Source organism: Mesocryomonas lacus (assembly GCF_055730135.2).
This window is the reverse complement of record NZ_JBUZWE020000005.1, coordinates 97,006-114,615: the sequence shown is the minus strand read 5'-3', so window position 1 is coordinate 114,615 and position 17,610 is coordinate 97,006. Positions and strand designations below refer to the sequence as shown.

Annotated in this window: 17 protein-coding genes; 5 read left to right on the top strand and 12 right to left on the bottom strand. The window is 65.2% G+C overall.

The window, feature by feature from the left end:
• The first annotated feature begins 89 nt into the window (after positions 1-89).
• Together ACZLZY_RS09720 and ACZLZY_RS09715 are read left to right on the top strand one after the other, a co-directional pair.
• Positions 90-1,277, top strand: a complete 1,188-nt coding sequence (locus tag ACZLZY_RS09720) for a bifunctional 2-C-methyl-D-erythritol 4-phosphate cytidylyltransferase/2-C-methyl-D-erythritol 2,4-cyclodiphosphate synthase (RefSeq protein ID WP_472933343.1) — start codon at positions 90-92, stop codon at positions 1,275-1,277.
• Complete coding sequence (locus tag ACZLZY_RS09715; protein WP_472933342.1) at positions 1,274-1,789, top strand: CinA family protein; 516 nt, start codon at positions 1,274-1,276, stop codon at positions 1,787-1,789. The genes ACZLZY_RS09720 and ACZLZY_RS09715 overlap by 4 nt, the downstream gene beginning before the upstream one ends.
• Here ACZLZY_RS09715 and ACZLZY_RS09710 read toward each other — a convergent pair.
• The 9 genes from ACZLZY_RS09710 to ACZLZY_RS09670 all read right to left on the bottom strand — a co-directional run bounded on the left by ACZLZY_RS09710 (position 1,762) and on the right by ACZLZY_RS09670 (position 10,560).
• Positions 1,762-2,226 (bottom strand): type II toxin-antitoxin system RatA family toxin, encoded by a 465-nt coding sequence (locus tag ACZLZY_RS09710; RefSeq protein ID WP_472933341.1) that lies wholly within the window; start codon positions 2,224-2,226, stop codon positions 1,762-1,764. The two genes, ACZLZY_RS09715 and ACZLZY_RS09710, sit on opposite strands and share 28 nt — an antisense overlap.
• 1 nt (position 2,227) lies before the next feature.
• Positions 2,228-3,205: a lipoyl synthase gene (lipA, locus tag ACZLZY_RS09705; protein ID WP_472933340.1), complete on the bottom strand. Its 978-nt coding sequence runs from the start codon at positions 3,203-3,205 to the stop codon at positions 2,228-2,230.
• A 40-nt stretch (positions 3,206-3,245) separates the two neighbouring features.
• Positions 3,246-3,509: a GlsB/YeaQ/YmgE family stress response membrane protein gene (locus tag ACZLZY_RS09700; RefSeq protein ID WP_472933339.1), complete on the bottom strand. Its 264-nt coding sequence runs from the start codon at positions 3,507-3,509 to the stop codon at positions 3,246-3,248.
• A gap of 441 nt (positions 3,510-3,950) precedes the next feature.
• Positions 3,951-5,405, bottom strand: a complete 1,455-nt coding sequence (lpdA, locus tag ACZLZY_RS09695) for a dihydrolipoyl dehydrogenase (RefSeq protein WP_472933338.1) — start codon at positions 5,403-5,405, stop codon at positions 3,951-3,953.
• A gap of 83 nt (positions 5,406-5,488) precedes the next feature.
• Entirely contained in the window at positions 5,489-6,133 is a 645-nt protein-coding gene (locus ACZLZY_RS09690) for an SGNH/GDSL hydrolase family protein (RefSeq protein ID WP_472933337.1), read from the bottom strand.
• A 10-nt stretch (positions 6,134-6,143) separates the two neighbouring features.
• The gene (locus tag ACZLZY_RS09685) at positions 6,144-7,544 is read right to left on the bottom strand and encodes a pyruvate dehydrogenase complex dihydrolipoamide acetyltransferase (protein ID WP_472933336.1); all 1,401 of its coding nucleotides are present in this window, start codon (positions 7,542-7,544) and stop codon (positions 6,144-6,146) included.
• 12 nt (positions 7,545-7,556) lie between these two features.
• On the bottom strand, positions 7,557-8,993 hold the full coding sequence (locus ACZLZY_RS09680; protein ID WP_472933335.1) for a pyruvate dehydrogenase complex E1 component subunit beta: 1,437 nt from the start codon (positions 8,991-8,993) through the stop codon (positions 7,557-7,559).
• Between the two features lie 11 nt (positions 8,994-9,004).
• A complete protein-coding gene (gene pdhA / locus ACZLZY_RS09675; protein WP_472933334.1) occupies positions 9,005-10,099 on the bottom strand; it encodes a pyruvate dehydrogenase (acetyl-transferring) E1 component subunit alpha in 1,095 nt (364 codons plus the stop codon).
• A 152-nt stretch (positions 10,100-10,251) separates the two neighbouring features.
• Positions 10,252-10,560 (bottom strand): FtsB family cell division protein, encoded by a 309-nt coding sequence (locus ACZLZY_RS09670; RefSeq protein WP_472933333.1) that lies wholly within the window; start codon positions 10,558-10,560, stop codon positions 10,252-10,254.
• 155 nt (positions 10,561-10,715) lie between these two features.
• On the opposite strand from ACZLZY_RS09670, the gene ACZLZY_RS09665 reads away from it, so the two are divergent.
• From ACZLZY_RS09665 to ACZLZY_RS09655, 3 genes are all read left to right on the top strand, one after another.
• A complete protein-coding gene (locus ACZLZY_RS09665) occupies positions 10,716-11,666 on the top strand; it encodes a formate/nitrite transporter family protein (RefSeq protein ID WP_472933332.1) in 951 nt (316 codons plus the stop codon).
• Positions 11,667-11,766: 100 nt separating this feature from the next.
• Positions 11,767-12,948, top strand: coding sequence for a zinc-dependent alcohol dehydrogenase (locus ACZLZY_RS09660; protein ID WP_472933331.1), 1,182 nt, complete (start codon positions 11,767-11,769; stop codon positions 12,946-12,948).
• Positions 12,949-13,151: 203 nt separating this feature from the next.
• On the top strand, positions 13,152-13,469 hold the full coding sequence (locus ACZLZY_RS09655) for a hypothetical protein (protein WP_472933330.1): 318 nt from the start codon (positions 13,152-13,154) through the stop codon (positions 13,467-13,469).
• 127 nt (positions 13,470-13,596) lie between these two features.
• Here the strand turns inward: ACZLZY_RS09655 and eno are convergent, their stop codons facing one another.
• The 3 genes from eno to pyrG all read right to left on the bottom strand — a co-directional run bounded on the left by eno (position 13,597) and on the right by pyrG (position 17,509).
• Positions 13,597-14,874 (bottom strand): phosphopyruvate hydratase, encoded by a 1,278-nt coding sequence (gene eno, locus ACZLZY_RS09650; RefSeq protein WP_472933329.1) that lies wholly within the window; start codon positions 14,872-14,874, stop codon positions 13,597-13,599.
• Positions 14,875-14,993: 119 nt separating this feature from the next.
• Positions 14,994-15,881: a VOC family protein gene (locus tag ACZLZY_RS09645; protein WP_472933328.1), complete on the bottom strand. Its 888-nt coding sequence runs from the start codon at positions 15,879-15,881 to the stop codon at positions 14,994-14,996.
• Positions 15,881-17,509 carry a CTP synthase gene (gene pyrG, locus ACZLZY_RS09640; RefSeq protein WP_472933327.1) on the bottom strand — a complete coding sequence of 543 codons (1,629 nt, stop codon included), beginning with the start codon at positions 17,507-17,509 and terminating at the stop codon, positions 15,881-15,883. Before pyrG ends, ACZLZY_RS09645 begins: the two co-directional genes overlap by 1 nt.
• Positions 17,510-17,610 lie beyond the last annotated feature (101 nt).

Below are 17,610 nucleotides of genomic sequence, written 5' to 3'. Positions count from 1 at the left end.
AGCGATGCACAAAAGACAAGCACATCTCTTGCAGCGCACACACTGTTATGGTCCTTCCACACCAGATTGATGAAGGGGAGCTGAAAAGGATGCCGGATCGCAGGACAGCCGCCGTCATCCTGGCGGCCGGACGCGGCGAGCGCGCCGGCCAGTCCGCCGAGGGGCCTAAGCAGTACCGGGGGCTCGCCGGTGAGGCCGTGCTGACCCACACCCTGCGCGCCTTCGCCGCCTCTGGCCTCGTCGACACCATCGTCGTCGTCATCCATCCCGACGACGCCGCGCTGTTCGAAAAGGCCCGCCGGTCCATCGCCGCAGAACTGATCGTCGTGCCCGGCGCCGGTACCCGCCAGGGCTCCGTGCGCTGCGGCATCGAGGCGCTCGCCGACCTCGCGCCGGATATCGTCCTGCTGCACGATGCGGCCCGCCCCTTCATCGACGCCGCCACCATCGCCCGCGTCGTCGATGCCGTCGCCGACGGTGTCGGCGCCTTGCCGGCGCTGGCGGTCGCCGATACGCTGAAACGCGGTGACGCCGAGAGCCACATCGCCGAGACGGTCGACCGTGCCGGCCTCTTCGCGGCGCAGACGCCGCAAGGATTTCCCTATTCCGAGATCCGCGCGGCCCATGCTGCTGCGGCCAAGGCCGGCCTTTCGGACTTTACCGACGACGCCGCAGTGGCGGAGTGGGCGGGGATGGCCGTCCGCCTCGTCGAGGGCACGCCGGCCAATGTCAAACTCACCCGGCAGGACGACATTGTCCGGGCCGACCGACTGATGCGGGGAAGCATGATCGACGTTCGCACCGGCAATGGCTACGACGTGCACCAGCTGGTGCCTGGCGACCACGTGACCCTCTGCGGCGTCAGGATCGCGCACGACCAGACGCTGCTCGGCCATTCCGACGCCGATGTCGGCCTGCACGCCCTCACCGACGCGCTGCTCGCCACCTGCGGCGAAGGCGACATCGGCACGCATTTTCCGCCAAGCGATCCGCAATGGCGGGGTGCGGCCTCGCATATCTTCGTCCGCCATGCCGTCGAACTGCTGCGCCGTCACGGCGGACGGATCTGCAATGTCGACATCACGCTGATCAGTGAGGCGCCAAAGGTCGCACCGCACCGCGAAGCGATGTGCGCGGCGATTGCCGAGATGACCGGCCTCGAGCCCTTCCGCGTCTCGGTGAAGGCGACAACGAACGAGACCATCGGCTTCATCGGCCGCCGCGAGGGGATCGCCGCGATCGCGACGGCCAGCGTCGTCTACGGCGACGGCGCATGAGCGTCTCGGCGGAACAACTCGGCGAGCACGCAGCCCGGCTGGTCGCGGCCTTCACCGAGAGAGGCGTGATGATCGCCACCGCCGAATCCTGCACCGGCGGCCTCATCGCCGGCTTCATCACCGACATCGCCGGCTCCTCGGCCGTGCTCGACCGCGGCTTCGTCACCTATTCCAATGCGGCAAAAACGGAAATGATCGGCGTTCCCGCCGCGCTGATCGACGTGCATGGCGCCGTGTCGGAGCCGGTCGCGCGGGCCATGGTGGAAGGCGCCCTCGCCCGCTCGAAGGCTAAGGTCGCCATCGCGGTGACCGGCATTGCCGGTCCCGGCGGCGGCTCGCCGGAGAAGCCAGTCGGCATAGTGCATTTCGGTCTCGCCAGTCGCGCTAGTACGGTTCACCGCGCCATGCGCTTCGGCGATCTCGGCCGCAGACAGGTGCGCCTGGAAACCGTTGCCACGGCCTTCGCAATGCTCGACGCCTGGCTTCAGGAGACGGCGGGCACCACGCCATAGATCTCGTCGGCGCGCTTCTCGAAGGCCGCGCTGAAGCGGCGGAAGGCGTAGTCGAACATCGAGCCCATCACGAGCCCGAGCGTCCGGCTCTTGAACTCGTAGTCGATGAAGAACTTCACCTCGCACCCGCCATTCGGCAGCGGCTCGAAATTCCAGCGGTTGTTGAGGTAGCGGAACGGACCGTCGATGTATTTCACGTCGATCTGCCGCTCGGACTGCTTCAACAGCACCTGCGAGGCGAAGCTTTCGCGCAGCAGCTTGTAGGCGACGGTCATGTCGGCCACCAGCAAGGTCTTGCCCTCGCCTTCACGCCGGTCGCGGATTTTCAGGCTCTGGCAGAGCGGCACGAACTCCGGGTAGCGCTCGACATCGGCCACCAAGGCAAACATCTTGTCGGCGTCGTGCCGCACAGGGCGGCTGGTCTCGAATGTCGGCATGTTAGGCTGCGACCTGACGCGCGCTACGGGCTGCCTTCAGCCGCAGAAAATCCTCGCCGGCATGGTGGGACGAGCGGGTCAACGGGCTCGACGCCACGACGAGAAAACCCTTGCTGAGGGCGACCGTCGCATAGGAGTCGAACTCGGCAGGCGGAATGTATCGCATGACGGCGTGATGCTTCTTGGTAGGCTGCAGATACTGGCCGATCGTCAGGAAGTCGACGTCGGCGCTTCGCAGATCGTCCATCAATTGAAGGACCTCGTTCCGCTCCTCGCCGAGCCCGACCATGATGCCGGACTTGGTGAAGATTTCTGGATCGAGTTCCTTCACTTGCTGCAGCAATCGAATGGAATGGAAATAGCGGGCCCCCGGACGAACCGTCAGGTAGTTCGACGGGACGGTCTCGAGATTGTGGTTGAAAACGTCGGGCTTGGCCGCGACCACCGTCTCCAGCGCGCCGGGCTTGCGCAGGAAATCGGGCGTCAGGATTTCGATCGTGGTCATCGGGGCCGCAGCGCGAATGGCGCGGATCGTCTCGGCAAAATGCTCGGCGCCGCCGTCGGCAAGATCGTCCCGGTCGACCGAGGTGATTACCACATGGGTGAGGCCCATCTTGGCGACGGCCCTGCCGACGCTCGCCGGTTCGCTGGCGTCCAGCGCATTCGGCTTGCCGGTCGCGACATTGCAGAAGGCGCAAGCCCGCGTGCAGATACCGCCCATGATCATGAAGGTCGCGTGTTTCTTCTCCCAGCACCCGCCGATGTTGGGGCAGCCGGCTTCCTCGCACACGGTGACGAGGTTGTTCGATTTAACGATTTCCTTCGTCTCAAAATACCCAATGGACACCGGCGCCTTTACGCGGATCCAGTCCGGCTTCGGCAGCGTATCCACGGAGTCAGGACGATGGGCTTTTTCGGGATGACGAAGCCGGGGAACAACGTCCCCGGCTCCACGAAGAGTATCAATGACCGTGACCATGGCACCAATCTAAGGTTCCGCCGCGGTCCTTGCAACGCTGCTAGGCGCGGCTGCCGCGGAACATCCGTGCCACTGCGATCAGCAAGCAGGCACCGATGAAGCCGGTGATGAGATAGGCGATGAGACCGGTGCCGAAGCTGAAGCCGATCGCCGCGAGAATGGCATTGAGGACGATGGCGCCCACGATGCCGAGAATGATGTTCATGAAGAGACCCATGTTGCTCTTCATAAACTGCTCGGCCAGCCAACCCGCGACTGCACCGACGATGATGGCACCAATCCAGCCCACGCCATTCGTATTCATGTTCATTCTCCGCTGTCGACATTGTTGTCGTGAACGAAGTCGTGCGGGTCACGAATTTGGCAAGATGGTGGCAGGATTAAATATTATTTCGCGAGAATGGAACCGAATCGAAGTTTGTCGGAGTACTGTTCGTCTGTGCCGCAGCATGCGCGAAAATGCGATGTTAGCGCCGTCGGTGAACAGAGGCGATAGTGATCAAACCAGGACCTCCTCGCCCGCCGACCTTCAGTTTCGTCATCCCGGGCTTGATCTGAGATCCATTCCTCAACCTCAGATGAAGCCTGGTCCAGTAAAAACAGGAATGTCGAGCGGACATGCCTTTATCAGCGGCTTGGAACGGATCCCGGATCAAGCCCGGGATGACGACCTGGACAGCTTGGTTCCTCACGAACGTTACGCCGCAAATACCCCGTCACCCGAAGCCTCCCTGACCCTCGCCCCCTACTGGTGGATCACCCGCCCATACGCGTCGAGCACGCTCTCGTGCATCATCTCCGAGAGAGTCGGATGCGGGAACACGGTGTGCATGAGCTCCTCCTCAGTCGTTTCCAATCCCATCGCGACGACGTAGCCCTGGATCAGCTCGGTCACCTCCGCGCCGATCATGTGGGCACCGAGGAGCTCTCCGGTCTTGGCATCGAAGATCGTCTTGACCATGCCTTCCGGCTCGCCGAGCGCAATCGCCTTGCCGTTGCCAGCGAACTTGAACCGGCCGACCTTGATCTCGCGGCCGCCCTCCTTGGCCTTCGCCTCGGTGAGGCCGACGGAGGCGACCTGCGGGTGGCAGTAGGTGCAGCCGGGAATGCGCTCCTTCTTCATCGGATGCGGCTTCAGGCCCTTGATCGCCTCGACGCAGATGACGCCCTCGTGCTCGGCCTTGTGAGCCAGCATTGGCGGGCCGGAAACATCGCCGATGGCGTAGATGCCCTCGACATTGGTCTTGCCGAAGCCGTCGGTGGTGATGATGCCGCGGTCGATCGCGACGCCGATCGCCTCGAGGTTCAGCCCTTCCGAATTGCCCTGCACGCCGATCGCCGAGATCAGCCGCTCGGCGGTGAGGCTTTCTTTCTTGCCGTCCTTGCCCTCGGTCTCGACGGTGACGCCGGTCGAGGACTTCGTGACCTTCGTGACCTTGGTGTCGGTGACGATCTTGATGCCTTGCTTCTCGAACGACTTGCGCGCGAGCGCAGAGATCTCGGCGTCCTCGACCGGCATGATCGTCGGCAGCAGCTCGACCACGGTCACCTCAGCGCCCATGGTCCGGTAGAAGGAGGCGAATTCGATGCCGATGGCGCCCGAGCCCATGACGATCAGCGATTTCGGCATTTCCGCCGGCTTCATCGCCTCGAAATAGGTCCAGATCCGGTCGCCGTCGGGCTCGATGCCGGGCAGAACGCGCGGCCGGGCGCCAGTGGCCACGATGACGTGCTTGGCTTGATACGTGCCCTCCCCGAGAACGCCCTTCGGCACCGGGTTCTGCGGCGTCACGACCGGCTTCTGCATCTTACCGACGACGATCTCCGAGGGCCCGCCCTTGCCGGCCTTGGTGATCTTCGCCTCGCCCCAGATGACGTCGATCTTGTTCTTCTTCATCAGGAAGCCGACGCCGGCGTTCAGCTGCGCCGAGACGCCGCGCGAGCGCTTGACGACATCGCCCATGTCGAACTCGGGCTTGGCAATTTTCAAGCCGTAGTTCGAGGCGTGTTCGGCATAGTGGTAGATCTCGGCCGAGCGCAGCAGTGCCTTGGTCGGGATGCAGCCCCAGTTCAGGCAGATGCCGCCGAGATGCTCACGCTCGACAATGCCGACCTTGAAGCCGAGCTGGGCGGCACGGATCGCGGTGACGTAGCCGCCGGGACCCGAGCCGATGATAAGGATGTCATAGATGTCGGCCATCGCGTTCGTCCTTGCAGCAGTCGAAGTATGGTTGATGTAGGCGATGCCCCCGGCGAACGCATCCGCCCTCGCCGCATGGCAGCCTAGCGCCGGGAGAGGATCGCCTGCACCTGCGGCACCAGTGCGTCGCCGATCGCCCGCGTGTTGGCGGCATCGAGATGGAAGCCGTCGAGCGGCGAGCACTGCGCCACCTCGCCGGCATCAAAGACATCAATACCGTATTCGTCGGCCACCAGCGCATAGGCTGTGCCGAACTCTTGGGACTCGGCAAGGCTATGGCCGAGCAGCGCCTTCATGTCCGGATCCTCGGTTTCGACGAAGTGCGGCGGGGCGATGATCAGGATCTCGGGCGCCGCGAAGCCCCGGTGGTAGGGAAACTTCTGGACGATTTCGACCAACCGCTCCATGCCGATCCGCGCCTCGAACACCCGCCCGCCGCCGGTATGGCGCTTGAGGTCGTTGGTGCCGAGGAAAAGGATCACGAGGTCCAGCGGATCGTGCGTCGCGAGCAGCGTCGGCAGCGTCTTCACGCCGTTCCGCTCGGCGGCCGCAGTGTGGTCGTCGAAGCAAGTGGTGCGCCCGTTGAGGCCCTCGGGGATGATGGTGACCGCCTCCCCGAGCCCCTGTCCGAGCACCGTCGGCCAACGGTCGGCAAGAGCGTGCCGCACGGCGGTCGCCGGATCATAGCCCCAGGTCAGCGAGTCACCGAAGCACAGCACGCTCTTCATCTGACGGTTCCTAGACCAGCATGCCCATAGGGTTCTCGATGTACTTCTTGAACGCCGAGATCAGTTCGGCGCCGAGGGCCCCGTCGACGGCCCGGTGGTCAGTCGACAGCGTCACCGACATGACGGTCGCCACGGCCACCGCCCCGTCCTTCACCACCGCGCGCGGCTCGCCGGCGCCGACGGCAAGGATCGTCGCATGCGGCGGGTTGATCACCGCGGCGAAGTCCTTGACCCCGAACATGCCGAGGTTGGACACCGCCGACGTGCCGCCCTGGAACTCTTCCGGCTTCAGCTTGCGGTCGCGGGCGCGCTTGGCGAGGTCCTTCATCTCGTTCGAGATGGTCGACAGCGTCTTCTCCTCGGCGCGGCGGATGATCGGCGTGATCAGCCCCCCCTCGATCGAGACGGCAACGCCGACATCGGCGTGCTTGTGTTTCAGCATCACGCTCTCGGTCCAGGAGACGTTGGCGTCCGGCACCGCCTTCAGCGCCATCGCCAGGGCCTTGATCACCATGTCGTTGACCGAGAGCTTGTAGGCAGGCTTGTCGCCGGCATCGGACTTCACCGATGGCGCGGCGGCGTTCAGCTGGGCGCGCAGCGCCAGCAGCGCGTCGAGCTCGCAATCGACCGTCAGGTAAAAATGCGGGATCGTCGACTTCGCCTCGACGAGGCGCTTGGCGATGATCTTGCGCATGCCGTCATGCGGAACAGTCTCGTAGGAGCCCTCGGGGAAGAGCTTCATGATCTGCTCGTCGCTCTGGCCCTTGGCGGGAGCCGGAGCCGCGGCAGCGCTCGGGGCAGCAGCAGCGGCAGCGGGCGTCTCGGCCTTGGCTGCAGCAGCGCTCGGACCAGCCTTGGCGGCGGCCTCGACGTCAGCCTTGACGATCCGGCCATGCGGCCCGGAGCCGGAGACGACGGAAAGGTCAACGCCAGCCTCCTTGGCGATGCGCTTGGCCAGCGGCGAGGCGACGACCCGATCGCCGGACGCGCCGGACGCCTTGGCGGGAGCCGGCGCGGCTTTGCCGGTGTCGCGCGTCTCCTTGGGCGGGACCGCCTCCGCCGTCACCGCGACATCGTCGGCCTTGGCGGCAGCGCTCTGGCCGCCCGCAGCCGGCGCTTCCGCCTTGGCAGGCGCAGGCTGCGGCGCAGAGGCATCGCTGGCACTCTCGCCTTCAGCCGACAGGATCGCGATCACCGCGTTGACCTTCACGCCCTCGGTCCCCGCGGGCACGACGATCTTAGCCACCTTGCCCTCGTCGACGGCCTCGACCTCCATCGTCGCCTTGTCGGTCTCGATCTCGGCCAGCACGTCGCCGGAGGAGACCTTGTCGCCCTCCTTCACCAGCCATTTCGAGAGCGTGCCTTCTTCCATGGTCGGAGAGAGGGCCGGCATCGTCACATTGATCGGCATCGGGCTCTTCCCTTAAGCGCGGTAGCAGACGGCTTTCACCGCATCGATGACGTCTTGCACGGTCGGCAGCGCCAGCTTTTCGAGGTTTGCGGCATAGGGCATCGGAACGTCCTTGCCCGTCACCTTCAGCACCGGCGCGTCGAGGTGGTCGAAGGCGCGCTCCATCAGCTCGGAGGCGATGTGCGAGCCGATCGAGGACTGCGGCCAGCCCTGCTCGACCGTGACGCAGCGGTTGGTCTTCTGCACCGAACGGATCACCGTCTCCATGTCCATTGGCCGGATCGTCCGGAGATCGATGATCTCGCAGTCGATGCCTTCCTTCGCCAGTTCCTCGGCGGCAGCGATGGCATAGGTCATGCCGATCGAGAACGACACGATGGTGACGTCCTTGCCCTTGCGATGGATGCGCGCCTTGCCGATCGGCACGGTCCAGTCATCGCCCTTCGGAACGTCGAAGGTCTGCCCGTACATGATCTCGTTCTCGAGGAAGACCACCGGGTTCGGATCGCGGATGGCCGACTTCAGCAGGCCCTTGGCGTCGGCCGCCGAGAACGGCGTCACGACCTTGAGGCCCGGGATCTGGCCGTACCAGGCGGTGAAGTCCTGGCTGTGCTGCGCGCCGACGCGGGCGGCCGCGCCGTTCGGGCCGCGGAACACGATCGGGCAGCCCATCTGGCCGCCGGCCATGTAGAGCGTCTTGGCGGCAGAGTTGATGATCTGGTCGATTGCCTGCATGGCGAAGTTGAAGGTCATGAACTCGACGATCGGGCGCAGGCCCGCAAAGGCCGCACCGACACCCAGGCCGGCGAAGCCGTGCTCGGTGATCGGCGTGTCGACGACGCGGCGGGCACCGAACTCTTCCAGCAGGCCCTGGCTGATCTTGTAGGCACCCTGATACTCGGCGACTTCCTCGCCCATCAGGAAGACCTTCTCCTCGCGGCGCATTTCCTCAGCCATCGCGTCGCGCAGCGCGTCGCGGACCGTGGTCTGCACCATCTCGGTGCCCTCGGGATATTCTGCCTCGTCGGCATTGCCGTCCATATGGGCCTTGGCCGCCGCCGGAACCTTGGTGGCTTCCGACTCGGACTGCGCCTTCTCCCCGGACGCGCCTGCGGGCTCGGTCTTCGACACCGCCGCCTCGGCCGAGGGCGCCGACGGCGCGGCGGCCGGCGCGGCCTTCGCACCGTCCATCGCGCCGGCATCCTCGCCCTCGGCGAGCAGCACGGCGATGACGGCGTTCACCTTCACGTTCTCGGTGCCGGCGGGGACGACGATCTTGCCGATCGTGCCTTCGTCGACGGCTTCGACTTCCATCGTCGCCTTGTCGGTCTCGATCTCGGCGATCACATCACCGGGGGCGACCTTGTCGCCTTCCTGCTTGATCCACTTGGAGACGGTACCCTCTTCCATCGTCGGCGAGAGGGCGGGCATCAAAATATCGGTGGGCATGTCTGCCTCTCCTACTCGGCGGCCTGGGGCGTTTCGTCGGCGTAGATGTCCGTCCACAGCTCCGAGGGATCCGGCTCGCGATCGTTCTGGGCGAAATCGGCAGCGTCGGCGACGATGTCGCGCACGTCCTTGTCGATGCCCTTCAGCTCTTCCTCGGACACGCCGTGCGACTCCAAGAGGCGCTGCTTGGCCTGCTCGATCGGGTCATGGTCGGAGCGCATCTTCTGCACCTCGTCACGCGACCGGTATTTCGCCGGGTCGGACATCGAGTGGCCGCGGTAGCGATAGGTCATCATCTCGAGGATGATCGGCCCGGCGCCCGAGCGGCAATGCTCGGCGGCGAGATCGCCCGCCGCCTTCACCGCGCGCACGTCCATGCCGTCGACCTGGATGCCCGGAATCTTGAAGGACAGGCCGCGGTGGGCAAAATTCGTCTCTGCCGAGGCACGGCTGACCGAAGTGCCCATGGCGTAGCGGTTGTTCTCGATGATGTAGACGACCGGCAGCTTCCACAGCGAGGCCATGTTGAAGCTCTCGTAGACCTGGCCCTGGTTGGACGCGCCGTCGCCGAAGTAAGTCAGCGAGATCGAATCATTGCCGTTGTAGCGGTTGGCGAAGGCGAGGCCGGTGCCGATCGACACCTGCGCGCCGACGATGCCGTGGCCGCCGTAGAACTTCTTCTCCTTGGAGAACATGTGCATCGACCCGCCCTTGCCGCGGGAGTAGCCGCCCTGCCGGCCGGTCAGCTCGGCCATCACGCCGCGCGATTCCATGCCGGTGGCCAGCATGTGGCCGTGGTCGCGGTAGCCGGTGATGACCTGGTCGCCATCCTTCAGCGACATCTGCATGCCGACGACGACGGCTTCCTGGCCGATATAGAGGTGGCAGAAACCGCCGATGAAGCCCATGCCGTAGAGCTGGCCGGCCTTTTCCTCGAAGCGGCGGATCAGGAGCATCTCGCGATACGCCTTCAGATCCTCGTCCTTGGTAAACTCCAGCGGCGCCGGGGCGTCGATCTGGCCGACCTGCGGCGCGACGACGGCCGCCTCGGGCACGGAGTCGCCCAAGAGGTCGAGGTCCGGCTTCTTCTGCTTCGTGGTCGCCATCGCGCCCTCCCGATCCAGTGATCGCATCCCGAGAGGGCTGCGGATTGGCGCGGATTATAGTCTTCCGGACCAAGGGAGCAAGCGAGCGGATTTCTTATACCAAATTTCGGTTAAACTACCGCAATGCAGCATGTTTAACTGAATTCAGGTTACTAGCGCATGATGGTGATTTCGTCCGGAGCAGTGTAGCCCAGGAGCCGACGGGCGCGCTCGTCGATCATGTCACGCTCCAGCGTGCCGTCGTGCAGCAGCTGGACACGCCGTTCGAGGCCCTCGCGCTGAACCACGAGCTTGGCATAGCGCTCCTGGCTCGCCGCCAGTTCCTGGGCCAGCAGCACCTTTGATTCCATGCCGAACTTGCCGCTCTGCGCGTGAAAGGCGAAGTAGGCGAGAAAGCTCAGCGCAATCGTCGGCACGATCAGGCGGCCCATCTTGCTCTGGCGGTATTGTTTCGTGCGCATCGGCTTCTCCATTGCGCAGACCTTGCCACGCCGAGCTTTAAAGCCCGGTTAAGCCTGTTGCCCTTGCAGAAATGCCCTGCCACACGACTTCTTCTGAACCTTCCGACGCCGGGACGGTTTGCCGCACCCCGCAGGCACCACCAACAGGACGAGACATGAGCAAGGACGACTTGGCAGGCGCAGCGCCGGAACCGACCCCGTCGCCGCGCGAACAGATGGACAATCCCCCGTCCGCCGGCGACACCCTCAGCGACTATTTCGCCTTCGAGGAAATTTTCGCCCGCGTTCTCGCCACCGCCGACCACGAGCTCGACGCCAGCTCCAAGTTCCTGTTTTTCAGCGGGCTCACCGCCGGCTTCGCGCTCGGCCTCAGCTTCCTCGCCAAGGTGATCTTCACCGAGGCCGCCGGCGAGGAGATGCCAGGCCTCCTCGGCACGCTGATGTACCCCGTCGGCTTCTTCATCATCGTCATCGGCCGCTACCAGCTGTTCACCGAAAACACGCTGACACCGGTGGTGCTCGTCCTCACCAAGCTCGCGAGCCTTGCCAACCTCCTCCGCCTCTGGGGCGTCGTGCTCCTCGCCAACATGATCGGCGCGGTCGCGGTGGCGGCCCTCCTTTCCTACGCCCACGTCCTTGACCCCAAGGCGATCGAGATCGCGCTGAAGATCGGCGAGCACGCGGTCGAGACGCCGTGGCTGACGCTGTTCTCGAAAGCTCTCATCGCCGGCTGGATCGTCGCCTCCATGGTCTGGCTGGTCCACGCCGCCATGGATACGATCTCGAAAATCCTGATCGTCTGGTTCCTGATGTACTTCGTCGGCGTCGCCAGCTTCTTCCATGTCGTAACGTCCTCGGTCGAGGTGTTCTTCCTCGCCTTCGAGGGCGACGGCCCGTTCTGGTCGCTCTGGCCGAACTTCATCTTGCCGATCATCGTCGGCAACACGGTGGGCGGCATCCTGTTCGTCGCGATCGTCAACTACGTGCAGTTCGGCGCCCAGAAAGAGTCCGCGATGTTCGAGCGCTACGGCGATCGCCTGACCTGGCGCCAATGGGCCTTCGGCCGGACGAAGGCACTGGGCAGCGAGACCTCGCCGGTCGATTGACGGCGTTGCGCTGGATCGACGTCCGGCGCGAATGATCGAAACCGTACCGCAACCTCGCGCATCCCGAGGGTTTGTCCCTTCTTACAGAAGGAGACATTCCATGAAGGCACTTACCTGGCACGGCAAGGGCGACATCCGCTGCGAATCCGTCCCCGATCCGATCATCGAGGACGATCGTGACGTCGTCATCAAGGTGACGGCGTGCGCGATCTGCGGCTCCGACCTTCACCTGATGGGCGGCTTCATGCCGACGATGGAGCACGGCGACATTCTCGGCCACGAGACCATGGGCGAGGTCATGGAAGTCGGCCGCGGTGCCGCGGGCAAGCTGAAGGTCGGTGACCGCATTGTCGTGCCGTTCACCATCTCCTGCGGCGAGTGCCGGCAGTGCAAGTGGGGCAACTGGTCCTGCTGCGAGCGCACCAACCCGAACGGCAAGCTGCAGGCGGAGACTTTTGGCTATCCGCTCGCCGGCCTCTACGGCTTCTCGCATATCACCGGCGGCTTCTCCGGCGGTCAGGCCGAGTACATGCGCGTCCCCTATGCCGACGTGAACCCGATCGTCATCCCGGACGGTCTCGACGACGAGCAGGTGCTCTTCCTCTCCGACATTTTCCCGACCGCCTACATGGCCGCTGAGAACTGCAACATCCAGCCGGGCGATACCGTCGCGGTATGGGGCTGCGGCCCGGTCGGCGTGCTCGCCATCAAGAGCTGCTTCCTCTTGGGCGCCGAGCGCGTCATCGCGATCGACACCGTGCCGGAGCGCTTGGCCCTCGCGCGGTCGGCGGGTGCCGAGACCATCGACTTCGGCGAACAGGTCGTCCAGGAAACGCTGATGGAGATGACCAACGGCCAGGGGCCGGACTCTGTCATCGAAGCCGTCGGCATGGAGGCGCACGGCGCCGATACGCTCGCGCAGAAGGTCTCGTCGGCCGTGATGTCGGCAACGGTCTCGATGGAGCGTCCCTTCGCCTTCAACCAGGCGGTTCTCGCTTGCCGTCCGGGTGGCACGGTCTCGATGCCCGGCGTCTACGCCGGCCCGTCCGGTCCGGTGGCGCTGGGTCTCGTCATGAACAAGGGGCTGACCATCAAGACCGGCCAGACCCACATGAAGCGCTACATGGAGCCCCTCCTCCAGCGTATTCAGAACGGCGAGATCGACCCGTCCTTCATCATCAGCCACCGCGCGACCTCGCTGGAGGACGGCCCTGCCCTCTACGAAACCTTCCGCGACAAGAAGGACGCCTGCACCAAGGTGATCTTCAAGCCGCACGGCTAAGGCTCGAACGCACTGCGAAGCAAGGAGGCGCGACCGCAAGGCCGCGCCTTTTTCATGTGCCGCAATCGGGGGTTTTGCCGCGGGATTTTGCGACCGCTCGTTCGAAAACGTGCCGCAAGCGGAATTCACGCGATGCCCCCGCCCAGCTCTCGACGCGCAGTATCGTCCATCTATAAGCTCGCTGAACTTTTGGGAGATGACCTATGGCCAGAACGACGCTTTTCGCTTGCCTTCTGGCCGCCACGCTGGTCACCGCCGGACCTGCCTCTGCTGACGATGCCGGCCTGCCTTTCATCGGGACCTGGGACTGTGAGGTCGCGACCTTCACCTTCACGGCGGACACCTACGACAACGGGTCGGAGACCTTGCCGATCGAGGAGGTCCAGGAGGGCAGCGACGGCTCGTGGACGCTGATGTTCGCCGACGACTACGTCATCACGCTCTCGGGCTTCACCGGCGACGAGATGGGCTGGTTCTCGCCCGCCAGCGGCGACAGTTTCCAGTGCAAGGCCGTCCGCTGACGCACTTCACGTGCTGCTGCCGATCTCCGCCGGATACGACCGGACGGCAGCCATGGCTGAACGAAAAAAGGCGGAGCCGAAGCCCCGCCTTTTCCATTCGTTGCTTAGCCGATCAGACGTTGACGGCTTAGCGCCGGCGCAGGATCGAACGACCGGCATAGACGGCCTGGTCGCCGAGTTCTTCCTCGATGCGCAGCAGCTGGTTGTACTTGGCGGTGCGGTCCGAGCGCGCGAGCGAGCCGGTCTTGATCTGTCCGCAGTTCACGGCGACCGAGAGGTCGGCGATGGTCGAATCCTCGGTCTCGCCCGAACGGTGCGACATCACGGCGGTGTAGCCGGCGCGGTGCGCGACGCTGACGGCGTCGAGCGTCTCGGTCAGCGTGCCGATCTGGTTGACCTTGACGAGGATCGAGTTGGCCACGCCCTGCTCGATGCCCTGGCGCAGGCGCGCCGAATTGGTCACGAACAGGTCGTCGCCCACCAGCTGGCAGGACGAGCCGATCTTGTCGCTGAGCGTCTTCCAGCCGGCCCAGTCGTCCTCGCCCATGCCGTCCTCGATCGAGATGATGGGATAGGCGCCGGCGAGCTCGGCAAGGTAGGCGGCCATGTCGTTCGGCGAGAGCTTGCGGCCTTCGCCGGCGAGGTCGTAGACGCCGTCCTTGAAGAACTCGGTCGAGGCGCAGTCGAGCGCGAGGTAGATGTCCTCGCCCGGCTTGTAGCCGGCCTTCTCGATCGCGTGCAGCACGAAGTCGAGTGCCAGCTTCGGCGAGGCAAGGTTCGGCGCGAAGCCGCCCTCGTCGCCGACATTGGTATTGTGGCCGGCGTCCTTCAGCATCTTCTTCAGAGTGTGGAACACCTCGGCGCCCATGCGCAGGCCTTCGGCGAAGGTCGGCGCGCCGACCGGCATGATCATGAATTCCTGGAAGTCGATCGGGTTGTCGGCATGCGCGCCGCCATTGATGATGTTCATCATCGGCACCGGCAGGACATGCGCGGAGGCGCCGCCGACATAGCGGTAGAGCGGCAGCGCGGAGGAATCGGCCGAGGCCTTGGCGACGGCGAGCGACACGCCGAGGATGGCGTTGGCGCCGAGGCGGCTCTTGTTGTCGGTGCCGTCGAGCTCGATCAGCAGCTGGTCGACCCGGATCTGCCCTTCCGCGTCGATGCCGGCCAGAGTCTCAAAAATCTCGCCGTTGACGGCTTCCACGGCGCGCTGGACGCCCTTGCCCATGTAGCGGGCATCGCCATCGCGGAGCTCGACCGCCTCGTGCGCACCCGTCGACGCGCCCGACGGCACCGCCGCGCGGCCCATCGCGCCGTCGTCGAGGATGACGTCGACCTCGACGGTCGGGTTGCCGCGGCTATCGAGAATTTCGCGTCCGATGATGTCGATGATCGCAGTCATGGCCCACTCCTTTGCGGCTGTTTCGCGAGCCTCTTAGAGCAAGCCGGCGACAGTTTGAACTCGTTTCGGGAAAATCGTGAACCGGCCCTGCGGCGAGCGGCCAGTGCTGCGGCGCGTGCTCAGCCTTCCTCGAAGGCGATGAACCCGTTGTCCGAACCGAGGAGATCGACCACCAGCCGCTCGCCCAGCCGGCGACCGCGGAGACCGGCGACGTCCATAAGCGCCTGAACCGCCGCCAGCGACGGCACCCTCAGCACCACGCCCTCGAACCGCAGCCCGCGCTCGCCGTCCCGGCGCCGGCCATAGCGTTCCGCCATGCCCTCGGCACCCAGCACCTCGAACCCGCTTTGCCCGAGCACCACCGAAAGCCCGTCTGCGATGGCGATCACCTCGGCCCCGGCGGTGACGTCCCCGATGAAAGCGGCATAGTCGTCCGGCCGTGGCTCCGACAGCACCAGCCGTGCCAGCCCGCTGACGCCGTTCGCATGGCGGCTGAGCGCCGACCGGTCGCCTTTCGGCGCCATCGCCTGGCAAGTGAAAAAGAAGAGGTCCGGCACCCGTCGGTCCTGGGCGAAGGCAAGCCGAAATGTCAGGCGCCGCTCCGTCCCCGCCGCCTGGAACACCCGCGAAAATTCGAAGATTTCGCCATCGGCGAGCCCCGACGCCGAGAAGGCCGTATGGTCGGCCTCGGCATCCTCAGAGGCAAAGGCAATGCCCGAAAAACCGGGAGCCCCCCGCCGCGCCCGAAACGCCCGGTCGCGCGCGACGAACACATTGCCCGCCAGCGCCTCGGTGGCACAGCGGTTTGCATCCGCCACCGCCAGCGGCTCCAGATAAGTGCCGTCGGCAAAGAACACGCAGGCGTTCGCCGTGCCGAAGGGATGGACGGCGTCCGGCGCGACGGTGAAGCCCAGCGCCCCGAAGAAGGCACGCGACCCGGCGAGCGAGTCCACCGGCAGTACCAGATGATCGAGACGGCGCGGCGCCACCGAAGCGACGCCTGCCATCAGACCAGCCGCGAGCGTTCGAGCGCGGCGGCGATGAAGGACGAGAACAGCGGGTGCGGCTCGAACGGCCGTGACTTCAGCTCGGGGTGGTACTGTACGCCGATGAACCAGGGATGGTCGGGGAATTCGACCGTCTCCGGCAGGAGGCCGTCCGGCGACATGCCGGCAAAGACCATGCCGGCCGCCTCGAGACGCTCGCGGTAGTCGCGGTTCACCTCGTAGCGGTGGCGGTGGCGCTCGACGATCTCGGTTGCCCCGTAGATCCCGGCGATGCGCGAGCCCGCGGCAAGCGAGGCCTGGTAGGAACCGAGCCGCATCGTGCCGCCAAGATCGCCCTCGCGCGCCCGCTGCTCCAGCTCGTTGCCGCGCATCCATTCGGTCATCAGGCCGACCAGCGGCTCCGACGTCGGGCCGAACTCGGTGGAGTCGGCATTGTGGATCCCGGCGAGCGAACGCGCGGCCTCGATCACCGCCATCTGCATGCCGAAGCAGATGCCGAAATACGGCACCTCGTGCTCCCGCGCGAACTTCGCCGCAAGAATCTTGCCCTCGGCGCCGCGCTCCCCGAAGCCGCCGGGCACCAGGATGCCGTTGACCCGGTCGAGATAGGGCGTCGGGTCCTCGGCCTCGAACACTTCCGAGGAGATCCAGTCGAGCTTGACGCGCACCTTGTTGGCGATGCCGCCGTGCTGCAGCGCCTCGATCAGCGACTTATACGCGTCCTTCAGGCCGGTATACTTGCCGACGATGGCGATGGTGACTTCACCCTCGGGATTGTGGATGCCGTGCGAGATCTGGTTCCAGCGCTCGAGCTTCGGCTTCGGCGCGGGGTCGATGCCGAAAGCGGCGAGCACCTCAGTGTCGAGGCCTTCCTGGTGATAGGCGTTCGGCACGTCGTAGATCGAGGCGACATCGAGCGCCTGGATCACCGCGGTCTCGCGGACGTTGCAGAAGAGGCTCATCTTGCGCCGTTCCTCGACCGGGATCGGCCGGTCGGCGCGCACGAGGAGGATGTCGGGCTGGATGCCGATCGAACGCAGTTCCTTGACGGAGTGCTGCGTCGGCTTGGTCTTCAGCTCGCCGGCGGTGGCGATGTAGGGCATCAAGGTCAGGTGGACGTAGATCGCGCCGTTGCGCGGCAGGTCGTTGCCGAGCTGCCGGATCGCCTCGACGAAGGGCATGGCCTCGATGTCGCCGACCGTGCCGCCGATCTCGACGAGCACGAAGTCGAACTCCTCATTGCCGTCGAGCACGAAATTCTTGATCGCGTCGGTGACGTGCGGAATGACCTGGACGGTCGCGCCGAGATAGTCGCCGCGGCGCTCCCGGGCGATGATGTCCTTGTAGATCCGGCCCGTCGTGATGTTATCCATCTTGTTGGCCGGGCGGCCGGTGAAGCGCTCGTAGTGCCCAAGGTCGAGATCGGTCTCGGCGCCGTCGTCGGTGACGAAGACCTCGCCGTGCTGCGTCGGGCTCATCGTGCCCGGATCGACGTTGAGGTAGGGATCAAGCTTGCGCAGCCGGACACGGTAGCCACGGGCCTGCAGGAGAGCCCCAAGGGCTGCCGAGGCGATGCCTTTTCCCAAAGAGGAAACCACGCCGCCGGTAATGAAGATGTATCGCGCCATGGGCCTTCCCGATAACCGCTAGAAGTCGATTCGGCCAGTCAGAAACTCGGCCTCAAAACGAAACAGGGCGCTCGGAGCGCCCTGTCGGTGGCTGTCTTGTC

Coding starts and splice junctions, on each gene's coding strand:
- ACZLZY_RS09720 (WP_472933343.1), top strand. CDS start 90: ATGCCGGATCGCAGGACAGCCGCCGTCATCCTGGCGGCCGGACGCGGC.
- ACZLZY_RS09715 (WP_472933342.1), top strand. CDS start 1,274: ATGAGCGTCTCGGCGGAACAACTCGGCGAGCACGCAGCCCGGCTGGTC.
- ACZLZY_RS09710 (WP_472933341.1), bottom strand. CDS start 2,226: ATGCCGACATTCGAGACCAGCCGCCCTGTGCGGCACGACGCCGACAAG.
- lipA (WP_472933340.1), bottom strand. CDS start 3,205: ATGGTCACGGTCATTGATACTCTTCGTGGAGCCGGGGACGTTGTTCCC.
- ACZLZY_RS09700 (WP_472933339.1), bottom strand. CDS start 3,509: ATGAATACGAATGGCGTGGGCTGGATTGGTGCCATCATCGTCGGTGCA.
- lpdA (WP_472933338.1), bottom strand. CDS start 5,405: ATGGCCGACATCTATGACATCCTTATCATCGGCTCGGGTCCCGGCGGC.
- ACZLZY_RS09690 (WP_472933337.1), bottom strand. CDS start 6,133: ATGAAGAGCGTGCTGTGCTTCGGTGACTCGCTGACCTGGGGCTATGAT.
- ACZLZY_RS09685 (WP_472933336.1), bottom strand. CDS start 7,544: ATGCCGATCAATGTGACGATGCCGGCCCTCTCTCCGACCATGGAAGAA.
- ACZLZY_RS09680 (WP_472933335.1), bottom strand. CDS start 8,993: ATGCCCACCGATATTTTGATGCCCGCCCTCTCGCCGACGATGGAAGAG.
- pdhA (WP_472933334.1), bottom strand. CDS start 10,099: ATGGCGACCACGAAGCAGAAGAAGCCGGACCTCGACCTCTTGGGCGAC.
- ACZLZY_RS09670 (WP_472933333.1), bottom strand. CDS start 10,560: ATGCGCACGAAACAATACCGCCAGAGCAAGATGGGCCGCCTGATCGTG.
- ACZLZY_RS09665 (WP_472933332.1), top strand. CDS start 10,716: ATGAGCAAGGACGACTTGGCAGGCGCAGCGCCGGAACCGACCCCGTCG.
- ACZLZY_RS09660 (WP_472933331.1), top strand. CDS start 11,767: ATGAAGGCACTTACCTGGCACGGCAAGGGCGACATCCGCTGCGAATCC.
- ACZLZY_RS09655 (WP_472933330.1), top strand. CDS start 13,152: ATGGCCAGAACGACGCTTTTCGCTTGCCTTCTGGCCGCCACGCTGGTC.
- eno (WP_472933329.1), bottom strand. CDS start 14,874: ATGACTGCGATCATCGACATCATCGGACGCGAAATTCTCGATAGCCGC.
- ACZLZY_RS09645 (WP_472933328.1), bottom strand. CDS start 15,881: ATGGCAGGCGTCGCTTCGGTGGCGCCGCGCCGTCTCGATCATCTGGTA.
- pyrG (WP_472933327.1), bottom strand. CDS start 17,509: ATGGCGCGATACATCTTCATTACCGGCGGCGTGGTTTCCTCTTTGGGA.